The 24,683-nt window shown below is 64.5% G+C and carries 20 protein-coding genes; 3 read left to right on the top strand and 17 right to left on the bottom strand.

The annotated features are described in order from the left end of the window. Positions 1-222 precede the first annotated feature (222 nt). A complete protein-coding gene (clsB, locus tag RMET_RS01940) occupies positions 223-1,572 on the bottom strand; it encodes a cardiolipin synthase ClsB (RefSeq protein ID WP_063834255.1) in 1,350 nt (449 codons plus the stop codon). Positions 1,573-1,665: 93 nt separating this feature from the next. Here clsB and mobB point away from each other — a divergent pair, with 93 nt between their 5' ends. Continuing rightward, positions 1,666-2,175, top strand: coding sequence for a molybdopterin-guanine dinucleotide biosynthesis protein B (gene mobB / locus RMET_RS01935; protein ID WP_011515260.1), 510 nt, complete (start codon positions 1,666-1,668; stop codon positions 2,173-2,175). A 16-nt stretch (positions 2,176-2,191) separates the two neighbouring features. Here the strand turns inward: mobB and RMET_RS01930 are convergent, their stop codons facing one another. The 16 genes from RMET_RS01930 to RMET_RS01855 form a co-directional block, all read right to left on the bottom strand. Continuing rightward, positions 2,192-2,947 carry an endonuclease/exonuclease/phosphatase family protein gene (locus tag RMET_RS01930; protein ID WP_011515259.1) on the bottom strand — a complete coding sequence of 252 codons (756 nt, stop codon included), beginning with the start codon at positions 2,945-2,947 and terminating at the stop codon, positions 2,192-2,194. After that, positions 2,944-3,435: a dihydroneopterin triphosphate diphosphatase gene (gene nudB, locus RMET_RS01925; protein ID WP_008645954.1), complete on the bottom strand. Its 492-nt coding sequence runs from the start codon at positions 3,433-3,435 to the stop codon at positions 2,944-2,946. The genes RMET_RS01930 and nudB overlap by 4 nt, the downstream gene beginning before the upstream one ends. A 76-nt stretch (positions 3,436-3,511) precedes the next feature. Further along, on the bottom strand, positions 3,512-4,447 hold the full coding sequence (locus tag RMET_RS01920; RefSeq protein WP_011515257.1) for a hypothetical protein: 936 nt from the start codon (positions 4,445-4,447) through the stop codon (positions 3,512-3,514). A gap of 178 nt (positions 4,448-4,625) precedes the next feature. Beyond that, a complete protein-coding gene (gene aspS, locus RMET_RS01915; RefSeq protein ID WP_011515256.1) occupies positions 4,626-6,434 on the bottom strand; it encodes an aspartate--tRNA ligase in 1,809 nt (602 codons plus the stop codon). A gap of 48 nt (positions 6,435-6,482) precedes the next feature. Next, positions 6,483-7,190 carry a DUF502 domain-containing protein gene (locus tag RMET_RS01910; RefSeq protein WP_011515255.1) on the bottom strand — a complete coding sequence of 236 codons (708 nt, stop codon included), beginning with the start codon at positions 7,188-7,190 and terminating at the stop codon, positions 6,483-6,485. Positions 7,191-7,204: 14 nt separating this feature from the next. Further along, positions 7,205-7,534 carry an FmdB family zinc ribbon protein gene (locus tag RMET_RS01905; RefSeq protein ID WP_011515254.1) on the bottom strand — a complete coding sequence of 110 codons (330 nt, stop codon included), beginning with the start codon at positions 7,532-7,534 and terminating at the stop codon, positions 7,205-7,207. Between the two features lie 223 nt (positions 7,535-7,757). Further along, a complete protein-coding gene (locus RMET_RS01900) occupies positions 7,758-9,194 on the bottom strand; it encodes a high affinity choline transporter 1 (protein ID WP_011515253.1) in 1,437 nt (478 codons plus the stop codon). A gap of 334 nt (positions 9,195-9,528) precedes the next feature. Beyond that, complete coding sequence (ubiB, locus tag RMET_RS01895; RefSeq protein WP_011515251.1) at positions 9,529-11,106, bottom strand: ubiquinone biosynthesis regulatory protein kinase UbiB; 1,578 nt, start codon at positions 11,104-11,106, stop codon at positions 9,529-9,531. Between the two features lie 41 nt (positions 11,107-11,147). After that, positions 11,148-11,819 (bottom strand): ubiquinone biosynthesis accessory factor UbiJ, encoded by a 672-nt coding sequence (locus RMET_RS01890; protein ID WP_011515250.1) that lies wholly within the window; start codon positions 11,817-11,819, stop codon positions 11,148-11,150. A gap of 120 nt (positions 11,820-11,939) precedes the next feature. Further along, positions 11,940-12,929, bottom strand: a complete 990-nt coding sequence (locus tag RMET_RS01885) for a Tim44 domain-containing protein (RefSeq protein WP_011515249.1) — start codon at positions 12,927-12,929, stop codon at positions 11,940-11,942. Between the two features lie 62 nt (positions 12,930-12,991). After that, the gene (ubiE, locus tag RMET_RS01880; protein ID WP_011515248.1) at positions 12,992-13,723 is read right to left on the bottom strand and encodes a bifunctional demethylmenaquinone methyltransferase/2-methoxy-6-polyprenyl-1,4-benzoquinol methylase UbiE; all 732 of its coding nucleotides are present in this window, start codon (positions 13,721-13,723) and stop codon (positions 12,992-12,994) included. 35 nt (positions 13,724-13,758) lie between these two features. Further along, a complete protein-coding gene (locus RMET_RS01875) occupies positions 13,759-14,175 on the bottom strand; it encodes a gamma-butyrobetaine hydroxylase family protein (protein ID WP_011515247.1) in 417 nt (138 codons plus the stop codon). 70 nt (positions 14,176-14,245) lie between these two features. Further along, positions 14,246-16,156, bottom strand: coding sequence for an ABC transporter ATP-binding protein/permease (locus tag RMET_RS01870; protein ID WP_008644384.1), 1,911 nt, complete (start codon positions 16,154-16,156; stop codon positions 14,246-14,248). A gap of 150 nt (positions 16,157-16,306) precedes the next feature. Further along, positions 16,307-16,741, bottom strand: coding sequence for an HIT family protein (locus RMET_RS01865; RefSeq protein ID WP_011515246.1), 435 nt, complete (start codon positions 16,739-16,741; stop codon positions 16,307-16,309). 78 nt (positions 16,742-16,819) lie between these two features. Continuing rightward, positions 16,820-20,794 (bottom strand): DUF3683 domain-containing protein, encoded by a 3,975-nt coding sequence (locus RMET_RS01860; RefSeq protein WP_011515245.1) that lies wholly within the window; start codon positions 20,792-20,794, stop codon positions 16,820-16,822. Positions 20,795-20,963: 169 nt separating this feature from the next. Continuing rightward, a complete protein-coding gene (locus tag RMET_RS01855) occupies positions 20,964-21,542 on the bottom strand; it encodes a YqaA family protein (protein ID WP_011515244.1) in 579 nt (192 codons plus the stop codon). Positions 21,543-21,791: 249 nt separating this feature from the next. Between RMET_RS01855 and RMET_RS01850 the strand changes: the two genes are divergently transcribed. Both RMET_RS01850 and RMET_RS01845 read left to right on the top strand, forming a co-directional pair. Then, complete coding sequence (locus RMET_RS01850; RefSeq protein WP_017513308.1) at positions 21,792-22,286, top strand: (2Fe-2S)-binding protein; 495 nt, start codon at positions 21,792-21,794, stop codon at positions 22,284-22,286. 11 nt (positions 22,287-22,297) lie between these two features. Beyond that, positions 22,298-24,676 (top strand): xanthine dehydrogenase family protein molybdopterin-binding subunit, encoded by a 2,379-nt coding sequence (locus RMET_RS01845; RefSeq protein WP_011515242.1) that lies wholly within the window; start codon positions 22,298-22,300, stop codon positions 24,674-24,676. The last annotated feature ends 7 nt before the right edge of the window (positions 24,677-24,683 follow it).

The raw sequence follows: 24,683 nt of genomic DNA, 5'->3' as shown, positions 1-24,683 counted from the left end.
AGTCTAAGCCAAAAAAGAACGGTCGTTCAGATTATTCTGGCGAGGCCGATTGGCATCAAGCTTTTAATTAGACCCGTGTTTCTAAACGGACGGCATCGCGCTGGTAACTTGCGGCGCAATGCAGCATCGGCTTAAAACCGGCTTGAAATGGCCGGGGCACGTTTGCGCGGAAGGCGCGGCTTGCGGCAGGGCAGCATGTTACCGTGCCCGGCTTGCGCGGCGTCAGTAACGGCCTGTGACACCCGCGATCACGACGCCGAGACGCAACACGTAGTACGCCGCCCAATTGGCAAACCGGCGCAGTCGCGGCAGGCGTGCGTGAACCTCGGGCACCACGCGCGCGCTGCGCTGCGCCATGGCCCGCTCCAGACGCGCGCGCAGCACGCCGGCAAAGCTCGGGTCATACACCGCGACATTGGCCTCTCGTGCCAGCAGCAGGCTGAACGGATCCAGGTTGCTCGAGCCGACCGTCGCCCACGAGTTGTCGATGACGGCGACCTTCGCGTGCAGGAAGCTCGCCTCGTATTCGTAGATTTCGATGCCGGCCTCGAGCAGCCGCGCATAGAGCGCGTGCGTCGCGAAATGTTGCAGCCGGTACTCGACCATCCCCTGCAGCAGCAGTCGCACACGCACCCCGCGCTCACGGCACGCCAGCAACGCGCGCCGCATCTTCGTGCCAGGCAGAAAATAGGCGTTGGCGATGATCACGTCATGACGCGCGGCGCCCAGCGCGTAGAGATATTCGCGCTCGATCGTGCGGCGATTGCGCAGGTTGTCGCGCAGCAGCAATGCCGCAGCCACGCCGCCCGCGTGATGCTCGCGCCGGGCCTGCCGCGCGGCGGTGGTCAGCGTTTCCACTTCGGTGAAAGCCGTTGCGGTTTCGCGCAGCCCGCGTTGCTGTGCCATCCGGAACCACAGCCGCGCCGAAGCGAGCGCGATCTGCGCCACCAGCGGGCCGCGCACGCGCACGGCAAAGTCGTAGCGTGGGCCGACTTCGGGCAATTCCAGCGGGCCGTAGTTGTGGTCGTCGATGATATTGATACCACCGACGAAGGCCACGCTGTCGTCGATCACCGCCATCTTGCGATGCAACCGCCGCAGATGCCGGCGCGCCAGCCTGAATCCACGCACCGGACGAAAAACCTCGAGGCGCACACCTCCATCGCGCAGCCGGCTGGCGAGCGTCGCAGGCAGATCCCCCGCGCCGAATCCGTCGACGACCAGCCTGACATCCACACCGCGTTGCGCCGCCCGGATCAACGCATCAGTAACAAGGGCGCCGACATCATCGTCGGCATAAATATAGGTCTCGAGCACGACGTGCACGCGCGCGGCATCAATCGCCTCGATCAGGGCGGGAAAATACTCCTGGCCGTTGCTCAGCAGATCGACCAGGTTGCCCTGGACCGGGCTGCCGCGCCGGCGCACCCAGCGCATCAATGGCGCAGTGGCGTTGGCAACGGTGGTGGCAGCGGGATCGCCAACCTCTTGATGCAATGCGCTCGATGGCGATTCCGGCGTGCCTGGCGCACTCGACGTTGGGGGCGATACCCGATCGTTGATCCGTGACATGGCTCGATTATCGGCGAACGGGCGGCTCCTGCACATGGCCCTGGCGAAGTCTGATATTGTCGGAGCATTGTGACGCCCAACAGGGAAAGCATTGTGAAGGTATTCGGTATCGCCGGCTCGTCGGGCAGCGGCAAGAGCACGCTACTGGACCAGTTGATCCCCCGTTTCGTAGCCGATGGCCTACGCGTCGCGGGCATCAAGCACACTCACCACGGGTTCGACCCAGACACGCCGGGCAAGGATTCATGGCGGATGCGCGAGGGCGGCTGCCAGAACGTGGTGCTTGTGGGCGCCCGTCACCTGACGTTGATGCGGCACTACCCCGAAGAAAAGCCGTCGCCCGAGATCGGCGAGGCATTGTCGGTACTGCCGCCTGACACCGACTTGGTGATGGTGGAAGGCTACAAGTGGAGCGATTTCCCGAAGCTGGAAATCTATCGCCCTGCCAACGGCAAGGCGCCGCTATGGACGGATGTGCCGGGTGTGGTCGCGGTGGCGACCGACGTCCCGGAAGAGGTCTCCCGACAGACGACCCTGCCCGTTCTGAACCTCTCGGATGTCGACGCGATCTACGCGTGGATCCGCGGTTATCTCGATCGCTGAATCCGATCGCCAGACATCAGACCTCCGGAATTGCCACCCGCCGGGCCAGTTCCGCCATCAGCGGGACATGGTCCGAGCGCTGCGCCCATTCGCGGCCGGTCAGCGCTTGCGTGCGCTCGAACTCGAAGCCCCGCGCGTAGATACGGTCGAGCTGCCACCATGGCATATGGCTCGGGAACGTATGGATGCGTCCGTTCTTCGCATTCGCCGACTCCACGGCATTGAGCGTGTTGCAGATCTTCGAGTCGAGCTTGTGGTTCCAGTCGTTGAAGTCGCCCGCGATCACCAGCGGCGCATCGGCCGGCACCACGCTACGCACGCGCTCCACCAGCGCGGTGGTCTGACGCACGCGGCTACCCGCGAACAGGCCGAAGTGCACGCAGATCAGGTGTGCCTCGACGCCGTTGATATCGGCCACCGCGTGCAACAGCCCGCGCTGCTCGAAGCGGTGATCGGAGATATCGAGGTTTTCCGACATCAGGATCGGATGGCGCGACAGGATTGCATTGCCATGATGGCCATGGTCATACACTGCATTGCGGCCATAGACCGAATGCGGATAGGCATCCGTCGCCAGGTAGTTGAGCTGGGTGTGATCGGGGTCGAACAACTCGGCCGCGATCAGGCGATCATTGCGGTCCTGCACTTCCTGCAGGAACACAATATCCGCGTCCATCGACTGCAGGCCGGTTCGCACGCTCTGGATTCGTGGCTTGCCGGTGAATCCCTTTACACCCTTGTGAATGTTGTAGGTGACAACGCGCAACTTCATGGTGCGGCGGCTCCGTTCGTGACGTCGAGCCCGGCGCCCTGACCGCCTGCCACGCGCCAGGCAAGCTGGCGCACTGCTTCGGCATTGCTGCTGGAGAAGCAACGCGCCGCGGCCGCCTGCCAGGGCAGCCATTCGAAGCGCAGGTGCTCACGCGGCGCCAGCGTCACCGGCATCGGCGCGGGTACGCACAACCCGAACCAGTGCTCGGTATTGCGAGTGATGCCCGGCGCATAGCGGTGGCGCCATTGCGGATAGATCTCGTAGTCGATGGTGTGTTGCCAGTCGGTCAGCGAATAGCGGCTGGCGATAAGTCCGGTTTCCTCGGCCACCTCGCGCGCGGCGGTCATGGGTAGCGGCTCGTCCTCGGCATCGAGGCTGCCGGTCACCGACTGCCAATAGCCGGGCCGGTCGGCGCGCTCGATCAGGAGGACTTGCAGGTCTGGTGTGTGGATCACGACCAGTACCGATTCGGGAATCTTGTAGCGCATGGGAAGGGCGGCAGGGACAAACCAAAGCATAGCGCAGCCGGACGCCAATGGCGCGCTCCGGCCGCTGCCCTCCTACTCAGGCCAATGTATGTTCGCCGGGGCGGATCGTCGCCTGACGGTCACCCGGCTGCGCGGCCGGCGCGGCTCGGAGCCAAGTATCGAACACCTCGGGCGAATCGCCATGCCCCCATGCTGAGCGAAGCTGCTGCATCAGTGGCGCCAGCGCCTGCGTATAGCGCTGCGAGGCCGTATGCGCAAGGCTGGCCAGTGCATCGGCGGCCTCGCGTGCCTGTGCTGCCATGGACGCGCGTTCCTGCCCGATTTCCTTCTCGCGCACGCCGAGTTGGTTGTATTTCTGGATCAGGAACCGCTGATAGTCGCCTGCTTCCACGCCTTGGGCAACCTGCGCATTGACCTGCTCGAAGCGCATCACAATGCTTGCCGTTTCCTGCTCGACATGCGCTGCCTCGGCATTAAGTGCCTGCAACGCCTCCTGAAGCCGAAGCGCCTCGCGCCGATGGTTCTGCAGTGTGGTCGCTTCATCGTCGAAGGTGCGCTGGGCGTTCAGGTACGCCTGCACCACGGGTTGCGGCGCCACCACGAGCAGCGGATCCGCGCCACCGGCACGCCGGCCGGACAACAGCGCATCCTCGCCCAGGCGCAGGTTGCCAACGTCTTCGAGCCAGCGGCCACGCGTCATGACGGTAGCCACGGTATCGAGCGCGAGCTTGCGCAGTGCGTCCGCGCGCTGGGTGGCCACCGGTTCGGTGCCGGTAGCAGCCAGTTCGCCCGGCACCGTATGTCCTTGCTGCGCGGCGTGCGCGATATCCGGTACACAAGCGGCCACCGTGGCGGCCACCGATTGGGACATCGCCTGCGCCGACTTGCGTACCGCGCGGCGCAGTTCGAAGCGGGCCAACAGCATCATGAGCAACCCGGCTGCCAGCCAGGTCAAGATCGTTTCCGCATGAACTTGCAGGAACGCACGGATCAGTTCGGTATCTAGATTCACGCCTTGGTCCTCCCACGTCGCGGCGGCCTTCGAGGCGGGCCTGCATCACGCGTATCAACGCAGAAAGACATTCTCCCCGGCGGCTTCGTTCCGGGTAGTAACAAATGGAAACGCATCCTTGCACCAAGAACAAAAAAGCCGCGCATCGGCGCGGCTTTTTTGCGGGTCTGAACAACGATCAGGCCGTGGTCTTCGGCTCCTGGGCACGCAGACGAATGTGCAGTTCTCGCAACTGCTTCTCGTCGACCGTGCTCGGGGCCTGCGTCAGCAGATCCTGCGCACGTTGCGTCTTCGGGAACGCGATCACGTCACGGATCGAGTCAGCGCCGGCCATCATCGTCACGATACGGTCCAGGCCGAAGGCCAGGCCACCGTGCGGCGGCGCGCCGTACTGCAGCGCGTCGAGCAGGTAACCGAACTTGGCGCGAGCTTCCTCGTCGTTGATCTTCAGGGCGCGGAACACCTTGCTCTGCACGTCCTCGCGGTAGATACGCACCGAGCCGCCGCCCATTTCCCAGCCGTTCAGCACCATGTCGTAGGCCTTGGCGATGCACTTGCCCGGATCGGTTTCCAGGTACTGCAGGTGCTCGTCCTTCGGGCTCGTGAACGGGTGGTGCATGGCCACCCAGCGGGCATCTTCCTCGTCGTACTCGAACATCGGGAAGTCGATCACCCACAGCGGCTTCCAGGTGTCTTCGAACAGGCCCGTGCTCTTGCCGAACTCCGAATGGCCGACCTTCAGGCGCAGCGCGCCGATCGCGTCGTTGACGATCTTGGCCTTGTCGGCGCCGAAGAAGATGATGTCGCCGTCCTGGGCGCCAGTGCGCTTCAGGATCTCGGCAATCGCGGCGTCATGCAGGTTCTTCACGATCGGCGATTGCAGGCCGTCGCGGCCCTTGGCCACTTCATTGACCTTGATCCACGCCAGGCCCTTGGCGCCATAGATCGCCACGAACTGCGTGTAGGCATCGATTTCGCCACGCGAGATCGCGCCGCCACCCGGCACGCGCAGGCCGACCACGCGACCGTTGTCGCTGTTGGCCGGGCCCGAGAACACCTTGAAGTCGACGTCCTTCATCACCTCGGTCAGTTCGGTGAATTCGAGCTTGACGCGCAGGTCCGGCTTGTCCGAGCCGAAGCGGGCCATCGCCTCGCGGAACTCCATCACCGGGAACTTGGCGTCCAGGTCCACGTCGATCGCGTTCTTGAACACGGTGCGCATCATGTCCTCGAACAGGTCACGGATTTCCTGTTCGGTCAGGAACGACGTTTCGCAGTCGATCTGCGTGAATTCGGGCTGGCGGTCGGCGCGCAGGTCCTCGTCACGGAAGCACTTGGTGATCTGGTAGTAACGGTCGAAGCCCGAGACCATCAGCATCTGCTTGAAGATCTGCGGCGACTGCGGCAGCGCGAAGAAGTGACCCGGGTTCACGCGCGACGGCACGAGATAGTCGCGGGCGCCTTCGGGCGTGCTCTTGCCGAGCATCGGCGTCTCGATGTCGATGAAGCCCTGTGCGTCCAGGTACTTGCGCACTTCCATCGCCACCTTGTAGCGCAGGCGCAGGTTGTATTGCATCTGCGGACGGCGCAGATCCAGCACGCGGTGCGTCAGGCGGGTGGTTTCCGACAGGTTGTCGTCATCGAGCTGGAACGGAGGCGTGACCGACGGGTTCAGCACGGTCAGCTCATGGCACAGCACCTCGATCTTGCCCGAGGTCAGGTTGGCGTTCTCGGTGCCGGCCGGACGCGGGCGCACCTTGCCGGTGATGCGGATGCAGAACTCGTTGCGGATTTCTTCCGCGGCCTTGAACATCTCCGGACGATCCGGGTCGCACACCACCTGCACCAGGCCCTCGCGATCGCGCAGGTCGATGAAGATCACGCCACCGTGATCGCGGCGGCGCTGCACCCAGCCGGTCAGGGCCACTTCCTGGCCGATCAGTTGTTCGGTCACCAGACCGCAGTAGTGAGTACGCATGGAGGACATAGGAGAGATTCCCTGTAATGCGCGGCCGCGATGAACGGCCGCGCGCAATCAATTGGTATGAGTATCGGCTACGGCGTCGTCGGCATCGGCATCGGCCACTGCGCCATGCGCCGGGCGCGTGTCGGCACCGGACTTGCGCGGCAGGTCCGCCGGGGCCACGACGCCCATCGACACGATGTACTTCAGCGCGGCGTCGACGGTCATGTCGAGTTCGATCGTATCGGCCCTGGGCATCATCAGGAAGAAGCCCGAGGTCGGGTTCGGCGTGGTCGGCACGTAGACGCTGACGTAATCGCCCTGCAGGTGATTCTGCACGTCACCGCCGGGCCGGCCGGTCAGGAACGCGATGGTCCACGATCCCTCGCGCGGGTACTGCACCAGCAGCGCCTTGCGGAACGCGTTGCCCGACGACGACAGCAGCGTGTCCGAGACCTGCTTGACGCTGGTATAGATCGGACCGACCACGGGGATATGACGGAGCAGCGCTTCCCACCACTTCACCAGCCGCTGGCCGATGAAGTTATGGGCCAGCACGCCCACCACCAGGATGAACAGCAGCGTCAGGATGGCGCCCAAGCCCGGAATGCGGAGCCCGAACAGATTTTCGGGCTGCCATGCCAGCGGCAGCAGCGCCATGCTCTGATCCATCGTGCTGATGACGGCGTTGAGCACCCACAGGGTGATGCCCAGCGGCACCAGCACGAGCAGCCCGGTCAGGAACCAGGTCTTCAAGGCGGAGGTTTTCTTGGTGACCACGGCTTGCCTGGGCGTCAGTGGCAGGCGCACGAATCGCCGCATCCACCGGCGGCCGGAGCCGCGGAAGTTGTCGATGCGGTAGACGATTCGGCGGATGCTGCCGGGGCGGCAGGCGCGGTGGCGTTGCCCGAGGTGGCCGGGGCACTGGTGCCGCCGCTGCCACCGCGGAAGTCCGTGACGTACCAGCCAGATCCCTTGAGCTGGAAGCCGGCGGCGGTCAGCTGCTTCTTGTAGGTTCCGGCGGCGCCGCAGGATGGGCAGTCCGTGAGCGGGGCATCGCTCATCTTCTGCAGCACATCGCGCCCGTATCCGCAGGCGTCGCAACGGTAGGCATAGATCGGCATGGTGGTTCTTTCGCGGAAAACTGAAACGTAAAACTGATAGATGGCAGCGCCACGCCAAATGACAAGGGCGTCGATCAAGGCGAATTGCGCGAGATCGGGGGCGCTCGGCGATGCAAAGCCGTTGATTATAAACCGTTGCCGGACCGGCTACCGACCGGAAAAGGGGACATTCGGGGCCGCAAACGTCCACAAGCAGCCCGGATAAGGCCTTGAAGGCATAAAGTTATGCAATATGCACTTCACGAACGGGCGGCCGATCGCTGATCCATTGAGGCAGCAGCGACCCGAATACCATCCCGCTGATCGAGAACAGCAACCCTACCATTTGCGGTGGCACCGTGGCATCGGCAAAGGCGATCTCGCAGGTCAGCCACGAGGCCAGGCCAAGCAGGATCGCGGCCAGACCGCCCTGGCGGGTGGCCGGCTTCCAGAACATGCCGAAGGCCAGCGGCACGAACGACGACACCAGCGTCACCTTGTAGGCGTTCTCGACCATGTGGAAGATCGACAGGTGCGAGTTCAGCGCGAACAGCGTGACCAGCGACGTGAAGACGAGCACCACCACCTGCATCACGCGCAGGAACTGCTTGTCCGCGAGATGGCGGAAGTACGGGCGCAGGATGTTCTCGGCGAAGGTTACCGACGGCGCCAGCAGCGTGGCCGAGGCGCAGCTCTTGATGGCGGAAAGCAGCGCACCGAAGAACATCACCTGGGCGAACATCGGCGCGTGCGTCAGGATCAGCTGCGGAAGAATCAGTTGCGAATCCGAGTTGATGTACTTCTCGACCATCGCCGGGTCGATCAGTGTGGCCGAATAGGCCAGGAACATCGGAATGAAGGCGAAGAAAAAATACAGCACACCACCCAGCACCGACGCACGACCGGCGATCTGCTCGGTGCGCGAGGAGGTGACCCGCTGGAACACGTCCTGCTGGGGAATCGAGCCGAGCATCATCGTGAACAGCGCCGCGGCAAACCCGATGATCTGCACCAGGTCCAGCGACGGCAGGAACTCGAACTTGCCGGCCGCCGCCGCGTGTGACACCACGGCCGTCACGCCACCCGCCTGGCCGCTGACTTCGTAACCGATATAGAGCATGCCGATCACGATGATGATCATCTGGATGAAGTCGGTCACGGCCACCGACCACATGCCGCCGAACAGCGTATAGACCAGCACGCTGGCCGCGCCGATCATCATCCCGGCATCCTGGGACAGCGCGCCGTCCGACACCGTATAGAACACCAGCCCCAGCGCCTTGATCTGCGCAGCCACCCAGCCCAGATACGAGACCACGATACATAGCGTGGTCAGCACTTCGGCCAGCCGGCCATAGCGGTTGTGATAGTAGTCGCCGATCGTCAGCAGGTTCATCCGGTACAGCGGCCGGGCGAAGAACAGGCCAACCAGGATCAGGCAGAGCGAGGAACCGAAGGGATCCGAAACCACCCCGGACAGGCCTTCCTTGAGGAACACGGCCGGGATGCCGAGCACGGTTTCAGAGCCAAACCAGGTGGCAAAGACCGTGGCGGTGACGATATAGAACGGCAGGCTGCGGCCGGCCACGGCGAAGTCGGCGGTTCCCTTGACGCGAAGCGCCGCCCACAGGCCGATACCGACCGAGATGATCCAATAGATGATGACGAACCAGATCAGCATACCGCTGCCCTTATCCCAGAATGGCCAGAATTGATGTGCCCTGGCGGCGAAAAACCGAATGCCGGCGGGGCACCTGACGCCCTTGACCGGGTCAAGGGTTGGGGCCAGCCGGAGTCCAATTCATCGGTCGGGGCCGCGGGCGCCCGGGCGGGCATTTGGCGGTCGTAGCCGAATCAAAACGCGGATTATAGCGACGCGCCCCCATCCGGGGGGCAAAAATTCCCCCGAGGGCGGGCAAATCCCCATCTTGGTTCACTTGGGTGTTGTATGGTGGTTCTCCCCTCCCACCGCCTGCGGGAGAAAGGGGAAACCAGCGACGCTTCAGGCGCGGTGACTACCAGTATCCCGCCCAGGCCAGTGCCTGGACGATCACGATGCCGGCCAGGAACCCGCCCATCAGCAGCAGGGCCGTGGACAGCCGGCGGTTCGTGCGGCGCTGCTCGGCCACCAGTTGGGTAAGCAGACGCTCCTGCCCTTCGTTGTTCTGCAGCGCGCGGCGCTCCAGGAACTGGTGGGCCAGCCGGGGAAAGTCGGGCAACATCTTCGCCCATTGCGGCGCCTCGATCTTGATCCGCTCCCAGGCGCCCTGCCAGCCCACCTGCTCGTACATCCAGCGTTCCAGGAAGGGCTTGGCGGTCTTCCAGAGGTCGAGGTCCGGGTCAAGCTGGCGGCCCAGGCCTTCGATATTGAGCAGCGTCTTCTGCAGCAGCACAAGTTGCGGCTGGATCTCGACGTTGAAGCGGCGCGAGGTCTGGAACAACCGCATCAGCACCATGCCGAGCGAAATCTCGCGCAGCGGTTTGTCGAAGTACGGTTCGCAGCAGGCACGCACGGCGGATTCGAGTTCCTCGACCCGGGTCTCCGGCGGCACCCAGCCCGACTCCACGTGCAGGAGCGCCACACGATGGTAGTCGCGGCGGAAAAACGCGATGAAGTTCTGCGCCAGGTAGTTTTTGTCGAACTCGGACAGCGCGCCGACGATGCCGAAGTCCAGCGCGATATACCGGCCGAACGTCTCGGGTCTGACCGACACCAGGATGTTGCCGGGGTGCATGTCCGCGTGGAAGAACCCGTCGCGGAACACCTGCGTGAAGAAGATCTCGACGCCCTCTTCGGCCAGCTTGTGCATGTCGACGCCCGCCGCCTTCAGCGATTCGGTGCGGGAGATCGGAATGCCATGCATCCGCTCCATCGTGAAGACGCTGCTCGTGCACCAGTCCCAGAACACCTCGGGCACGCAAAGCAGGTCGCTTTCGGCAAAGTTGCGGCGCAACTGGCTGGCATTGGCGGCCTCGATCATCAGGTCGAGTTCGTCGTGCAGGTACTTGTCGAACTCCGCCACCACCTCGCGGGGCTTGAGCCGGCGACCGTCCACCCAGACGCGCTCGAGCCACGTGGCCATGTCGCGCATCAGCGCCAGGTCGCTATCGATTACCGGCAACATGCCCGGACGCAGCACCTTCACGGCCACCTCGCGGCCATGGCTCGGACCGCCGCGCAGCGTGGCGAAGTGAACCTGGGCGATCGACGCGCTGGCCACGGGCTCGTGCTCGAATGTCTCGAACAGTTCCGTCAGCCGGCGGCCCAGCGATTTCTCGATGATCTTCACCGCCACCGCTGACTCGAACGGCGGCACCTGGTCCTGCAGCTTGGCCAGTTCGTCGGCGATATCGGGCGGCATCAGGTCACGGCGCGTGGACAGCACCTGGCCGAACTTGACGAAGATCGGGCCCAGCGCAGTCAGCGCCATACGCAGGCGTTCGCCGCGCGGCTGATCGAGCTTGCGGCCGATGGTGATGACTCGGACGAGGAACTTGATGCGCCGGTTCTTGAAGCCGGACAGCACGAGTTCATCGAGCCCGTAGTACAGGATGACAAACAGTATCTTGCAGAGACGCAGCAGGCGGGTCATGCGAAATCTTCAGGAAACGACACGTGGCGGGTCAGGGCAGGTCAGCGATGGGCCGAGGGTAAGGCATCCGGGGAGCCCGCGCCCGGAGCACGCTCCAGCCGTTCGAGCCGTTTTTCCAGGCGGGCCAGATCGTCGCGCAGCCGCGCCAGGTCGTCGCCGAAGCCCTCCAGCGCTGCGTGCCGTACCAGCGTCGGCTGTTCATCCAGCAGGTACTCGGTGACATTGTCGAGCAGGGCGCGGCCGGCTCGCGTCGCGCTTTCGTGCACCTGACGCGCGCCTTCCACCACGCGCTGCGCCACGCTGTCGCTGACCGGCCCGCCCATCACGCCACGCAGCGCGCGGGACAGATCCTCGGCCGCATCCCAACGCAGGTTGCGTGCGAGCGTCGACACCACATTGGCCAGTTCCGCGTCACCGTCGATGCGCACGTGACGCATCGCGGCTGCCTGACCGCCTTCGGCAACATCGGCCACGACCAGCGGCCACTGCTGCAACGGCACGATCAGCGTGACGGCGGCCGCCTCGGCCTCGGGTGCCTGGTCGATGCCGCCCTGCTCCGTGACCTTGAGCGACAGCGCGAACGCTGACGCGTCGAACCGGATCACGCGTCCGGCAAACGGCGTGAGCAGGCTGCAAGCCCACGGCTCCTGTTCGATCAGGTGATTCAGCGCGGCAACGATCGGTGCGGCCAGCGGGGTCGGCAATGCGTTCATGGCATCCGGTGCTCGGGCAGACAGCCCAAATAAAAAGGCCCACGCAATGCGCGGGCCTCCATTCTAAGCTACTCGCCCGCCGCATCATGTCACCGATGCGGCGGAGGATTCATGCGGCGCTCAGGATTCCTGCTGGATGCCGGCGAGCAGCCAGCCACCGTTGCCCGACGTCGCCTTTGCCAGGTTCCAGACCTCACCGAACGGCTGAGCCGGTTCGCCTGCCTTCTCGCGGATCATGCCCGAGAAACGCACGCTGGCGATGTGCTGGGCCGGGGTCGACTCGATACCGAGCAACTGGGCGTCCAGCGTCACGACGTCGGTCTTGTTGACCTCGCTGCCGCGCTCGGACAGGTCCATCTTGATCTCGGCAAACATTTCCGGCGTGGTGAATTCGCGGATGTCGTCCTGATTGCCCGCATCCCAAGCAGCCTGCAGACGCACATAGTGAACCTTGGCGTTACGCAGGAAGGACTCGGTGTCGAAATCCGCCGGCACGCCCCACGGCTGCTGGACAGCCGCCGCGGTTGCGGCTGCTGCCGCGCCACCCATGACCGGATTGCTGGCGGCGCCGCCATTGCCAACAGGCTCGGCCGTGCGCAGCGTCGGTTCGGCATGCGACGGACCACCGTAATTCGACCCATTGCCGCCCATGCCGGCGTACGAAGGCTGCTGCGTGCGAGCCGAGCCACCGCGGAACTTGCGGATCAGCCACATTGCGATCAGCGCAATCACGCCGAACAGGATCACGTTGGACAGGATGCTGGCGGCCGCGCCGCCCAGGCCGAAGTGCGAAAGCAGGTAGCCGATGCCGAGGCCGGCTGCCAGACCACCCAGCATCCCACCCCAGTTACGCTTGGGCGCTGCCGCGGCGGCCGCGCCACCTGCCGCACCTGCCGCACCCGCCGTAGCCGGTGCCGCCTGCGCCGGTTGCTGGGCCGGCGGCGTGTTTTGCTGCGCCGGCGCCTGCTGGCGCTGCTGCGTCACGCCCGACGACTGCTTGCCGATACTGCGCGATCCGCCCAGACGCTTGGCATTGGCGTCGAGCGCTGCCCCGAGAGCCAGTGTCGCGATGAGCGACATGGCCAGGAATTTTCCGCGAAAAGATGACATATTCTTCTATCCCCTGTCATTCTCGGCCAACATGCCTTGCATTGCCGACCGAACATGGCGAATTAATACTTTCTCCCGACGTGGAGCGCCACTACTCCGGCCGTCAGATTGAAGTATTCGACCTGTTCGAGCCCAACTTGTTCCATCATGCGTACAAGTGAGCCCTGGTCTGGATGCATTCTGATCGATTCGGCCAGATAACGGTAGCTAGGGGCATCCCCCGCCACGCGCTCGCCAAGCCACGGCAGAACCTTGAAGGAATAGACATCGTAGAACTTCTCGAGCGGTTTCCAGACCTTCGAGAACTCGAGCACCATGACCTTGCCGCCCGGCTTGATCACCCGGCGCATCTCGGCCAGCGCGGCGTCCTTGTGGGTCATGTTCCGCAAGCCGAACGCTACCGTGACGAGGTCGAAGTAGTTGTCCGGAAACGGGATCCTCTCGGCATCGCACAGCGCCACCGGCGTCACGACGCCCTTGTTGAGCAGGCGATCACGGCCGACGCGCAGCATCGACTCGTTGATGTCGGTCAGCCAGACTTCGCCGGTGGGGCCGGCCTGCTTCGCGAAGGCCTTTGCCAGATCGCCGGTGCCGCCGGCAATGTCGAGCACTTTCTGGCCCGGGCGCACATTGGCCTGGGCGATGGTGAACACCTTCCAGAGCCGGTGCATCCCACCGGACATCAGGTCGTTCATCACGTCGTACTTGCTTGCCACCGAATGGAAAACGCCAGCAACCTTGCCGGCTTTTTCAGATTCGTCGACCTTCTCGAAACCGAAGTGGGTTTCGCTCATCTCTCGGACTCCAGGATTCTTTCAATCAATAGTGGTCAATGGTGATGACCACATGCATGGCCGCCGGCGGCCGCCATGGGCGCATCGCGATCCAGCCCCGCGTCTGCCAGACGCTTCAGGTAATCGGCCCAGAGCGCTTCCTGCTGGTCGCCCAGCCGGTACAGCAACTCCCACGAATAGATGCCGGTGTCGTGGCCATCGTCGAACCGGATCTGGATGGCGTAGTTTCCCACCGGCTCCACGGCGGCAATGCCGACGTCGCGCTTGCCGGTCTGCAGCGTTTCCTGTCCCGGGCCATGACCCTGGACCTCGGCGGACGGGGAGTATACGCGGAGCAACTCGAACGGCAGCCGCCAGGTATTGCCATTGTCGAAGCCGATTTCGAGCACACGCGACTGCGTATGCACGGTCAGCGCGGTGGGATGAGGGGTGTCTTTTTCGAGGCCAGCCATAGATGAAGGGCACGATGCCGCGACCCGACCACCCTCCGCCACTGCTGCGAGGCCGGCCGCGACGGCGCCGTCACGCGTCTTGTACGACCCGATAGCTTACTCCACCGCCCTCCAATTGCCCATCCCGCGGCCCGCCGCCGCTCTCATCCGAGGCATCGCCAACCGGCAGGTAATGCAAGCGGCGGTCGTGGAACGCGGCCACGGTGCTACGGTGGGCGATGCTGATGATCGCGGCATCCGGCAGGGTCTCGACCATGAGCCGGTACATCGCGCCTTCGGTTTCCTCGTCGAGCGCGCTCGTCGCCTCATCGAGGAACAGGTAGTCGGGCTTCTGCAGCAATGCACGCGCGAACGCCAGCCGCTGCTGTTCTCCCGGCGACAGCCGAAGCGACCAGTTGTCGAACACATCCAGATGCTTGATCAGCATGCCGAGGCGAGCCTGGCGCAGCACGTTGGCCAGCGCTTCGCGCGAATGCGCGTTGCCGGCATCGGGGTACGACAGCGCATCGGCCAGCGTGCCGATCGGCAGGTAACTGCGTTGTGGCAGGAACAGCATGCGCTTGTGCGGCACCGTGATCTGGCCATGACCGTACGGCCAGATGCCCGCCAGCGCGCGGAACAACACGCTCTTGCCGCAGCCGGAAGGGCCATTGACGAGCCAGCGCTCGCCCGGCCCGATCGACAGCGAGAACGGCGCCACCAGCGGACGTTGTCCCGGGCGCTTCAGCGGATCGACGCCTTCGTCGTCCGGGCCGGGGCCGCCACGCACCGGCAGGGCCAGACCCAGTCCAGTGATCGTGATGCTGTTGTCGGCCTTGTCGGTGGACTCGACCACCTCGATGTCGCCCGGACCCTCGTGGGTCAGATCCTCGCGCTCAGCCACGCGAATCGCTTGCTGGAAGTCGATCAGACGGTTGGCGGCCGCCTTCCAGCCGACCAGCGTGGCGTAGCTATCGACGAACCATGACAGGGCGCCCTGTACCTGCCCGAACGCCGAGTTGATCTGCATGAGGCCGCCCAGCGTCAGCTTGCCGGAGAAGTAGCGCGGCGCGGCCACCAGCAGCGGAAAGATGATCGCGAACTGGCCGTAGCCCGAGTTCACGAACGTCAGCCGTCGCGTATAGCGCATCAACTGGTTCCAGTTTTCCCGGATGCGTTCGAAACGCGCGCGCAGGCCGGCCTGCTCCGTCGCCTCGCCACGGTATAGCGCCACCGGCTCGCTGTTCTCGCGCAGGCGAACCAGCATGAAACGGAAGTTTGCTTCGTACTGTTCCTGCTGGAACGACAGGCCGATCAACGGACGGCCGACGAAGTGGGTAATCAGCGAACCGACCACGGCGTAGCCGATCGCGAACCACACCATATAACCCGGGATGGTCAGTTCGGACCCGCCGAGCGCCAGGCTGATCGGCCCGGACACCACCCAAAGGATGCCGATGAACGACACCAGCGTGACCACCGAGTTGAGCAGCCCCATCGACAGCGACAGCGCGCCATCCGTGAACTGGCGCAGGTCGTCGGCCAGTCGCTGGTCGGGGTTGTCGGTCGAATGGGTCTGCTCGATGCGGTAGTAGGCCTGGTGGCCAAGCCAGCGCTGCATGAACCGGCCAGTCATCCATGTACGCCAGCGCATCTGCAGCATCATCTGGTAGTACTGGCGCGAGATCGCCAGCACGATGAAGCAGGCCGCGATCCAGGAGAATCGCAGCAGCAATGCCTTGAAGGAGACGAAGTCGCGCTGCTCGATGGCGTTGTAGAACACGCGGTTCCACTCGTTGAGCAGCACGTTGATATAGACGATACCGAGGTTCAGCGCCACGACCAGGGTCAGCAGGCCGAGCCCCGCCTTGCGGTCTTCGGATTTCCAGTAGGGCATGATCAGCGCCCAGGTGGCAGCCAGGCGCAGGCGGCTCTGGTCCTTGAGCGCCTTGGCCGGTACGGCCGGGCCGGGGACGATGACAGACGACGGTGTGGTGGACATGGAAGACGCCCGGAATGGCCCGCGGCCTGGGGACGCCGGCAGGCATGTTGTTGTTTGACTGGTATCAGACGCACCGTCACGGCGGTGGGTTCCTTACCAGACTGCAACGGCACTTTACCAAGGTGGCACGGCGTCGTGCCGAGGGAAGTGTCAGTCGGCCGAATCCAGTGCCGAAAGTGCAGCACGCAGCGCCGGCAGCCGGTCGGCCAGTTCGGCGACGCGCGCCGTGTCGGCCGTCCGTTGCGGCGCGGCCCAGATCGCTTCCGGAAAATGCGAATCCCAGCGATAGCGCGGAATGATGTGCCAGTGCAGGTGCGGCACCATGTTGCCGAACGCGGCCAGGTTGACCTTGTCCGGCGTCATCACCTCGCGGACGATCCGCTCCACACGCGCCACCAGCCGCATCAGCCAGGCCATGTCGTGCTCGTCCAGATCGGTCAACTCGGCCACATGGTCGTTCCAGACCACGCGGCAGAAACCGGGAAAGCGATCATGCTCGACCAGGATGACGCGCGCGCGGTCGCCCATCCAGACGAGTTCTCCACCATCGGCTTCACAGAGGGGACAGTTGCGGGCTCGGGTCATGGGAATTGATTGGAGAGTGTTGTTTTGCTCCCCTCCCCCACATATGAGAGAGGGGAGCTCATGACTACGGCCGGCGGTTTAAACCAGCACCCGCTCGATACCACCCGCGTTGGCCTTTGCCACGTACTCCGGCAGCCAGTTCTCTCCCAGCAGGTGCTTGGCCATCTCCACGACGATATAGTCCGCCGTCACCGACGCATCCTCGTTGTAGCGCGACAAACCCTGCAGGCACGACGGGCAGCTCGTCAGGATCTTCACGTCGCCATTGAAGTCGCCGGCACGCAGCTTGTCGGCACCCTTGCGCATTTCCTCTTCCTTGCGGAAGCGGATCTGCGTCGAGATATCCGGACGCGTAACGGCCAGCGTGCCCGATTCCCCGCAGCAGCGCTCGTTCTTCTCGATCTTGCCGCCACCCTGGTTACCGCCCATCAGGTCATTGACGAGCTTGGTCGGGTCCATCGTCTTGATCGGCGTATGGCAGGGGTCGTGGTACATGTACCGCGTGCCGGTGACGCCTTCGAGCTTCACGCCCTTCTCGAGCAGGTACTCGTGGATGTCGATGATGCGGCAGCCCGGGAAGATCTTGTCGAATTCATACCCGGCGAGCTGGTCGTAGCACGTGCCGCAACTCACCACCACGGTCTTGATGTCGAGGTAGTTCAACGTGTTGGCCACGCGATGGAACAGCACGCGGTTGTCGCTGACCATCTTCTCTGCCTTGTCGTACTGGCCGGCGCCGCGCTGCGGGTAACCGCAGCACAGGTATCCCGGCGGCAGCACGGTCTGCACGCCCACGTGCCAGAGCATGGCCTGGGTGGCCAGACCCACCTGCGAGAACAGACGCTCCGAGCCACAGCCCGGGAAATAGAACACGGCTTCCGTTTCGGCCGTGGTCTGTTTCGGGTTGCGGATGATCGGCACGATCTCGTTGTCTTCAATATCAAGCAGCGCGCGCGCGGTCTTCTTCGGCAGGTTGCCCGGCATCTTCTTGTTGATGAAGTGAATCACCTGCTCCTGCACAGGCGGCTTGCCGACCGTGGCGGGAGGATGCTGGGTCTGCTTGCGGGCGAACTTCTTCAGCAGTTCGTTGCCCAGGCGCTGCGCCTTGTAACCCCAGCCGATCATGGCCGCACGGGTCATGTTGATCGTCTGCGGGTTGGTCGCGTTCAGGAAGAACATCGACGCGGCGGTACCCGGGTTGAACTTCTTCTGGCCCATCTTGCGCAACAGGTTGCGCATATTCATCGACACGTCGCCGAAGTCGATCTTGACCGGGCAAGGCGTCACGCACTTGTGGCAGACCGTGCAGTGATCGGCCACATCAGAGAACTCGTCCCAGTGCTTGATCGACACGCCACGGCGCGTCTGCTCCTCGTACAGGAAGGCCTCGATCAGCAGCGACGTGGCCAGGATCTTGTTACGCGGGCTGTACAGCAGGTTGGCGCGCGGCACGTGTGTGGCGCACACCGGCTTGCACTTGCCGCAACGCAGGCAGTCCTTGACGCTCTCGGCGATCGCGCCGATGTCGCTCTGCTGCATGATGATCGACTCATGCCCCATCAGGCCAAACGACGGCGTGTAGGCATTGCGCAGGTCGGCGCCCGGCAGGAGCTTGCCCTTGTTGAAGCGGCCCTGCGGATCGACGCGCTGCTTGTAGTCGCGGAATTCGGAGATCTCGTCTTCCGTCAGGAATTCGAGCTTGGTAATGCCGATGCCATGCTCGCCCGAGATCACGCCGTCCAGCGAACGCGCCAGCGTCATGATGCGGGCCACCGCGCGGTGCGCGTCCTGCAGCATGTCGTAGTCGTCCGAGTTCACGGGGATGTTCGTGTGGACGTTGCCGTCGCCGGCGTGCATGTGCAGCGCCACGAAAACGCGGCCGCGCAGCACCTGCTTGTGGATCTTCTGCGCCTCGTCGAGGATCGGCTTGAACTCGCCGCCGGAGAAAATCTTGCGCAGCTCGGCGCGGATCTCGTTCTTCCAGCTTACGCGGATCGTGCGGTCCTGCATCAGGTGGAACACGGTCGCATCCGGCTGCGTTTGCAGACGCTGCTCGAACGCCGGGCCGAGCAGGCCCAGGCCATGCCCGATCAGCGCGGCGCGCGCGGCGGCCAGCGGCGTGTCGAGGTGGTCCTGCAGATAGCGCCAGCGCGCGCGGATTTCACGCAGCAGCGTCAGCGCGTGTTGCACGCGGTCTTCCAGCAGTTCGGCGCTGGGAATCTCGTTCGCGTCGTCGCTGCGGCCAAGCGGCAGGTTGCCGCGCGCGAAGAACGCCTCGAGCTCGTCGGTCAGCTTGAGCTTGTTCTTGATCGACAGCTCGATGTTGATGCGCTCGATGCCGTCGGTGTACTCGCCCATGCGCGGCAGCGGGATCACCACGTCTTCATTGATCTTGAAGGCGTTGGTGTGGCGCGCGATGGCAGCCGTGCGCGAGCGGTCGAGCCAGAACTTCTTGCGGGCCTCGGGGCTCACCGCGATGAAGCCCTCGCCGCTCTTGCCGTTGGCCATGCGGATCACTTCCGAGGTGGCGCGGGCCACGGCGTCCTCGTCGTCACCGACGATATCGCCGATCAGCACCATCTTCGGGAACGCGTTGCGCTTGCTCTTGGTGGCGTAGCCCACCGCGCGCAGATAGCGTTCGTCCAGATGCTCCAGACCGGCCAGAATGGCGCCGCCCTCGCGCTTCGACTCGCCGTCGAGGAAGTCCTTGATTTCGACGATGCTCGGAATCGCGTCGCGCGGCTGGCCGAAGAACTCCAGGCAGACCGTGCGCATATGCTTCGGCATCCGGTGCAGGACCCAGCGCGCGCTGGTGATGATGCCGTCGCAACCTTCTTTCTGCACGCCAGGCAGGCCGGCCAGGAACTTGTCGGTGACGTCCTTGCCCAGACCTTCCTTGCGGAACTTGCGGCCTTCGATCGCCAGCGTCTCGGTGCGCAGCACCTTCTCGCCCGGCTTGCGGTTACCGTCCGACCACTTCAGCTCGAACGTGGCCACCGGCACGTCGTGGATCTTGCCGAGGTTGTGGTCCATCCGGGTGATCTCGAGCCAGTTGCCCTCGGGATCGACCATGCGCCACCACGCCAGGTTGTCCAGCGCGGTACCCCACAGCACGGCCTTCTTGCCGCCCGCGTTCATCGCCACGTTGCCGCCGATGCACGATGCGTCGATCGAGGTCGGGTCGACTGCGAACACCAGCCCGGCCTTGTCGGCGGCATCAGCCACGCGGCGCGTGACCACGCCGGCGCCGGAGAAGATCGTCGCCACCTTGCGCGACACGCCGGGCAGATCGGTCTGCTCGACTTCGCCAAGCTGCTCCAGCTTTTCCGTATTGATGACGGCAGAGAACGGCGTCAGCGGCACGGCGCCGCCGGTGTACCCGGTGCCGCCTCCGCGCGGGATGATGGTGAGACCCAGCTCGAAACAGCCCTTCACAAGGCCCGCGATCTCTTCCTCGGTATCTGGGGTCAGCACCACGAACGGGTACTCGACGCGCCAGTCGGTGGCGTCGGTCACGTGCGACACGCGCGAGAGTCCGTCGAACTTGATGTTGTCGTGCTGCGTCACCTTGCCCAGCACGCGCTGGGCGCGCTTGCGCAGCGCGTAGGCGTCGGAGAACTCCTGCTTGAAGGCCTCGATCGCCTGCTTGGCGAACGCAACCAGCTGCTCCACACGGTGCGAGCGATCTTCCGCGGCGGGCTCGGCGTGCTCGGCACGGTCGGCGGCGCGGCGCTTTTCGATTTCGCCCAGGCGGTGGTGCAGCGCGCTCACCAGCATCTGGCGGCGCTTGGGATTTTCGAGCAGGTCGTCCTGCAGGTACGGGTTGCGGCGCACGACCCAGATATCGCCGAGCACCTCGTAGAGCATCCGCGCCGAGCGGCCGGTGCGGCGTTCCCCGCGCAGTTCGTCCAGGATGCGCCAGGCTTCCTCGCCGAGCAGGCGGATGACGATCTCGCGATCCGAAAATGACGTGTAGTTATAGGGGATCTCGCGCAGACGCGGGGGTGCGTCCTTGGCGGCGAGCTTGGCATCGAGCACGAGTGGGGCGTTCATGGCGGGACCGCTTCCTGCTGCGCACGGGGACGGTGCGCGATTTCGTCTTTAAAGCGCGATTGTACTTCAACGCCCATGTTTGCCGCACCGCAACAACCCCGAAAACCCCCTATAACCCTTGGTTTCGTCAGGGATCTCGCCGTTTTCTGCCCGTCCGGCGCATTCCCGCTCAGAACAACCGGTGGAAGATCTGGCCCACGCCGTGCCAGAAGGAGTCCGGAATCCACAGCAGGCTGCCCGTCATCGCCAGATAACGCAGGAACTTGCCGATGGCCATATAGCCGACGCTGGGCCAGAACGGCATCCGCAGCCAGCCCGCCAAAGTGCACAATGGATCACCAATACCAGGAAGCCACGACACCAGCATCGTCGGGGGCCCCCAACGGCGCATCCAGCGGAAGTACTTGGCATCGAGCGCCGGCTTGCTGGCCTTCTTCGGGTGTTCCAGGTGCTGCTCGTGTTCGCGCTCATGCTGCCGATTCTGGCGCCGTAGCCGATAGCGCACCACGGCAAGCTTGGCCGCGTAACCCATCCACCAGTCGATGGCCCCGCCGACCGTGTTACCGAGCGTGGCCACCAGCACGGCCGGCCAGAACATATCGGGGTTGAGCTTGACGTAGCCGAACACGGCCGGCTCGGAGCCGAGCGGCAGTAGCGTGGCCGACACCAGGCTGACCACGAAAATGGCGGGCAACCCCACCGTCGGGAGGGCAAGGGTGTCAAACAGCCAGTGGATGAAGGCGTCCATGCGCTAGAGAACATAGGGCCGCGAATCGCAGGAGAACCCGCATGGCAGCACCGGTGGTTTTGTGTTTAACTGGGAGAGCCTTTTGCGTCCAATCGTTCACAACGCTTTCGCAAACCGGGCAAACCCGGCAGCACCAATATCACGAAATAGCCGTCTCAACCAAACGGCAGTACCGCGTCGTGGCCAGTCCCGCGCAGTGAATCGGGATGGATGGAGCTGGCCATGCGTGCACCCACACAGGAGACAAGCATGGCGATTCCGATCCGCCTGACGGTCAATGGCAAGCCCGTTGACGCCCAGGTCGAACCTCACACACTACTCGTCCAGTTCCTGCGCGAACACCTGCGCCTCACCGGCACGCACGTGGGCTGCGATACCGCCCAGTGCGGCGCCTGCACCGTCCACCTGGATGGCCGCGCGGTGAAGTCCTGCAACGTGCTCGTGGTGCAGGCGGACGGCGGCAGCGTGACGACGATCGAGGGCCTGGCCGTCAACGGCGAAATGCACCCCGTACAGCAAGCGTTCCGTGAATGCCACGGCCTGCAATGCGGCTTCTGCACGCCGGGCATGGTGATGGCGGCCACGGCCCTGCTCAAGGACCGCCCCAACGCCGACGCGCAGGCGATTCGCGACCAGCTCGAAGGCAACCTGTGCCGCTGTACCGGCTACCACAACATCGTGCGTGCGGTGCAGCAAGGTCAGGCGGCCATGCAGGGCTCGGCGGCCGTGGCCAGCGCGGAATAAGGAGACCGGCCATGAACGCACCCGAAAAGCTGATCGGTTCGCCGGTCCGCCGCAAGGAAGACTATCGCTTCCTGACCGGCAACGGCCAGTACACCGACGATGTCGTCCTGCCGCACCAGAGCTACGGTTATTTCCTGCGCTCGCCGCATGCTCACGCGCGCATCAAGTCGATCGACACGTCCGAGGCGGCGGCCTCGCCCGGCGTGATCGCCGTGCTGACTGGCGATGACATGGCAGCCGACAAGGTCGGCGGCCTGCCCTGCGGCTGGCTGATCCACAGCATCGACGGCTCGCCGATGAAAGAACCGCCCCACCCCTCGCTGGCGCACGGCAAGGTGCGCCACGTGGGCGACCAGGTGGCGCTGGTCGTCGCAGAATCGCTCCAGCAGGCACGCGACGCCTCCGAGAAGATCGTTGTCGACTACGAGGAACTGCCAGCCGTGATCGGCCTGGCCAATGCCTCGTCGGCAGCTTCACTCGTCCACGACGATGTCCCCGCCAACACCTGCTACACGTGGGGCCACGGCGACAAGGCAGCCACGGACGCGGCATTCGCCAAGGCCGCTCACGTGACCACGCTGCAGATCGTCAACAACCGGCTGATCCCGAACGCGATCGAACCGCGCGCGGTCAATGCCAGCTATACGCGCCAGGATGACGGCTACACGGTCTACGTCGCCAACCAGAACCCGCACGTGGAGCGGCTGTTGATGGGGGCATTCGTGCTGGGCCTGCCCGAGTCGCGCCTGCGCATCATCGCGCCGGACGTGGGCGGCGGCTTCGGCTCGAAGATCTTCCTCTACCCCGAGGACGTGGCACTGACCTGGGCATCGAAAAAGGTGGGACGTCCGATCAAGTGGACTGCGGAACGCTCCGAGTCCTTCCTGACCGACGCCCATGGTCGCGATCATGTGACCAAGGCTGAACTCGCGCTCGACGCCGACGGCAACTTCCTGGCGATGCGCGTGCACACCATCGCCAACATGGGCGCGTACCTGTCGACGTTCGCCAGTAGCGTGCCGACGATCCTCTACGCGACACTCCTGGCCGGCCAATACGCCACGCCGGCGATCTATGCCGAAGTCCACGCGGTGTTCACCAACACGTCCCCCGTCGATGCCTATCGCGGCGCGGGACGCCCCGAGGCCACCTACGTCGTCGAGCGGCTGGTGGAAGCGGCCGCGCGCGAGACCAACGTCGATCCGGCCACGCTGCGCCGCAAAAACTTCATCCGCACCTTCCCGTATGCCACTCCGGTGGGTCTGACCTACGACACCGGCGACTACGAGCCCTGCCTGGCTCGCGCGGAGGAACTGGCCGACGTGGCGGGATTCCCGGCCCGGCGCGCGGAAGCGAAGCAACGCGGCAAGCTGCGCGGGCTCGGCTACTCGTGCTACATCGAGGCCTGCGGGCTTGCGCCCTCGAATATCGCCGGAGCGCTGGGCGCGCGTGCCGGGCTGTTCGAGGTGGGCGAGATCCGCGTGCATCCGACGGGCACCGTGACGGTCTTCACCGGATCGCACAGCCACGGTCAAGGCCATGAAACCACGTTCGCGCAGATCGTGGCGGACCGCCTGGGCATCGCACTGGATGCCGTCGAGATCGTGCATGGCGATACGGGCCGCGTGCCGTTCGGCATGGGGACCTATGGTTCCCGCTCACTGGCAGTGGGCGGCTCGGCGATCATGAAAGCGCTCGACAAGATCGAGGCCAAGGCCAAGAAGATCGCCGCGCACCTGCTCGAGGCATCCGACGCCGACATCGAGTTCAAGGACGGCGTGTTCCGCGTGGCCGGCACCGATCGCACCAAGACGTTCGGCGAGGTGGCGCTGACGGCATACGTGCCGCACAACTACCCGCTCGACAAGCTTGAGCCAGGCCTGAACGAGAACGCGTTCTACGATCCGACGAACTTCACGTATCCGTCCGGCGCGTACATCTGCGAAGTCGAGGTCGATCCCGATACCGGCGAGTCGCACGTGGTCAAGTTCACCGCTGTGGATGACTTCGGCAACGTGATCAACCCGATGATCGTGGAAGGCCAGGTACATGGCGGCATTGGCCAGGGGCTGGGTCAGGCGATGCTCGAACAGTGCGTCTACGACCCCGAGAGCGGCCAGCTCCTGACCGGTTCGTACATGGACTACGCGATGCCACGCGCCGGAGACCTGCCCGACTTCACCGTCGAGACGTCCACCGGCACACCGTGCACGCACAATCCGCTCGGCGTGAAAGGCTGCGGCGAAGCCGGCGCGATCGGCTCGCCACCGGCCTTCATCAACGCCATGGTCGACGCCTTGTCGCCGCTCGGCGTACACGATCTGCAGATGCCTGCCACGCCGCATCGCGTGTGGCAAGCCATCCAGTCCGCGCAATCTGGCACCGCGTAACCGGGGA

Source organism: Cupriavidus metallidurans CH34 (genome assembly GCF_000196015.1).
GTDB lineage: Bacteria > Pseudomonadota > Gammaproteobacteria > Burkholderiales > Burkholderiaceae > Cupriavidus > Cupriavidus metallidurans.
The sequence above is the reverse complement of the archived record's forward strand: the minus strand, read 5'-3'. Positions and strand labels throughout refer to the sequence as shown.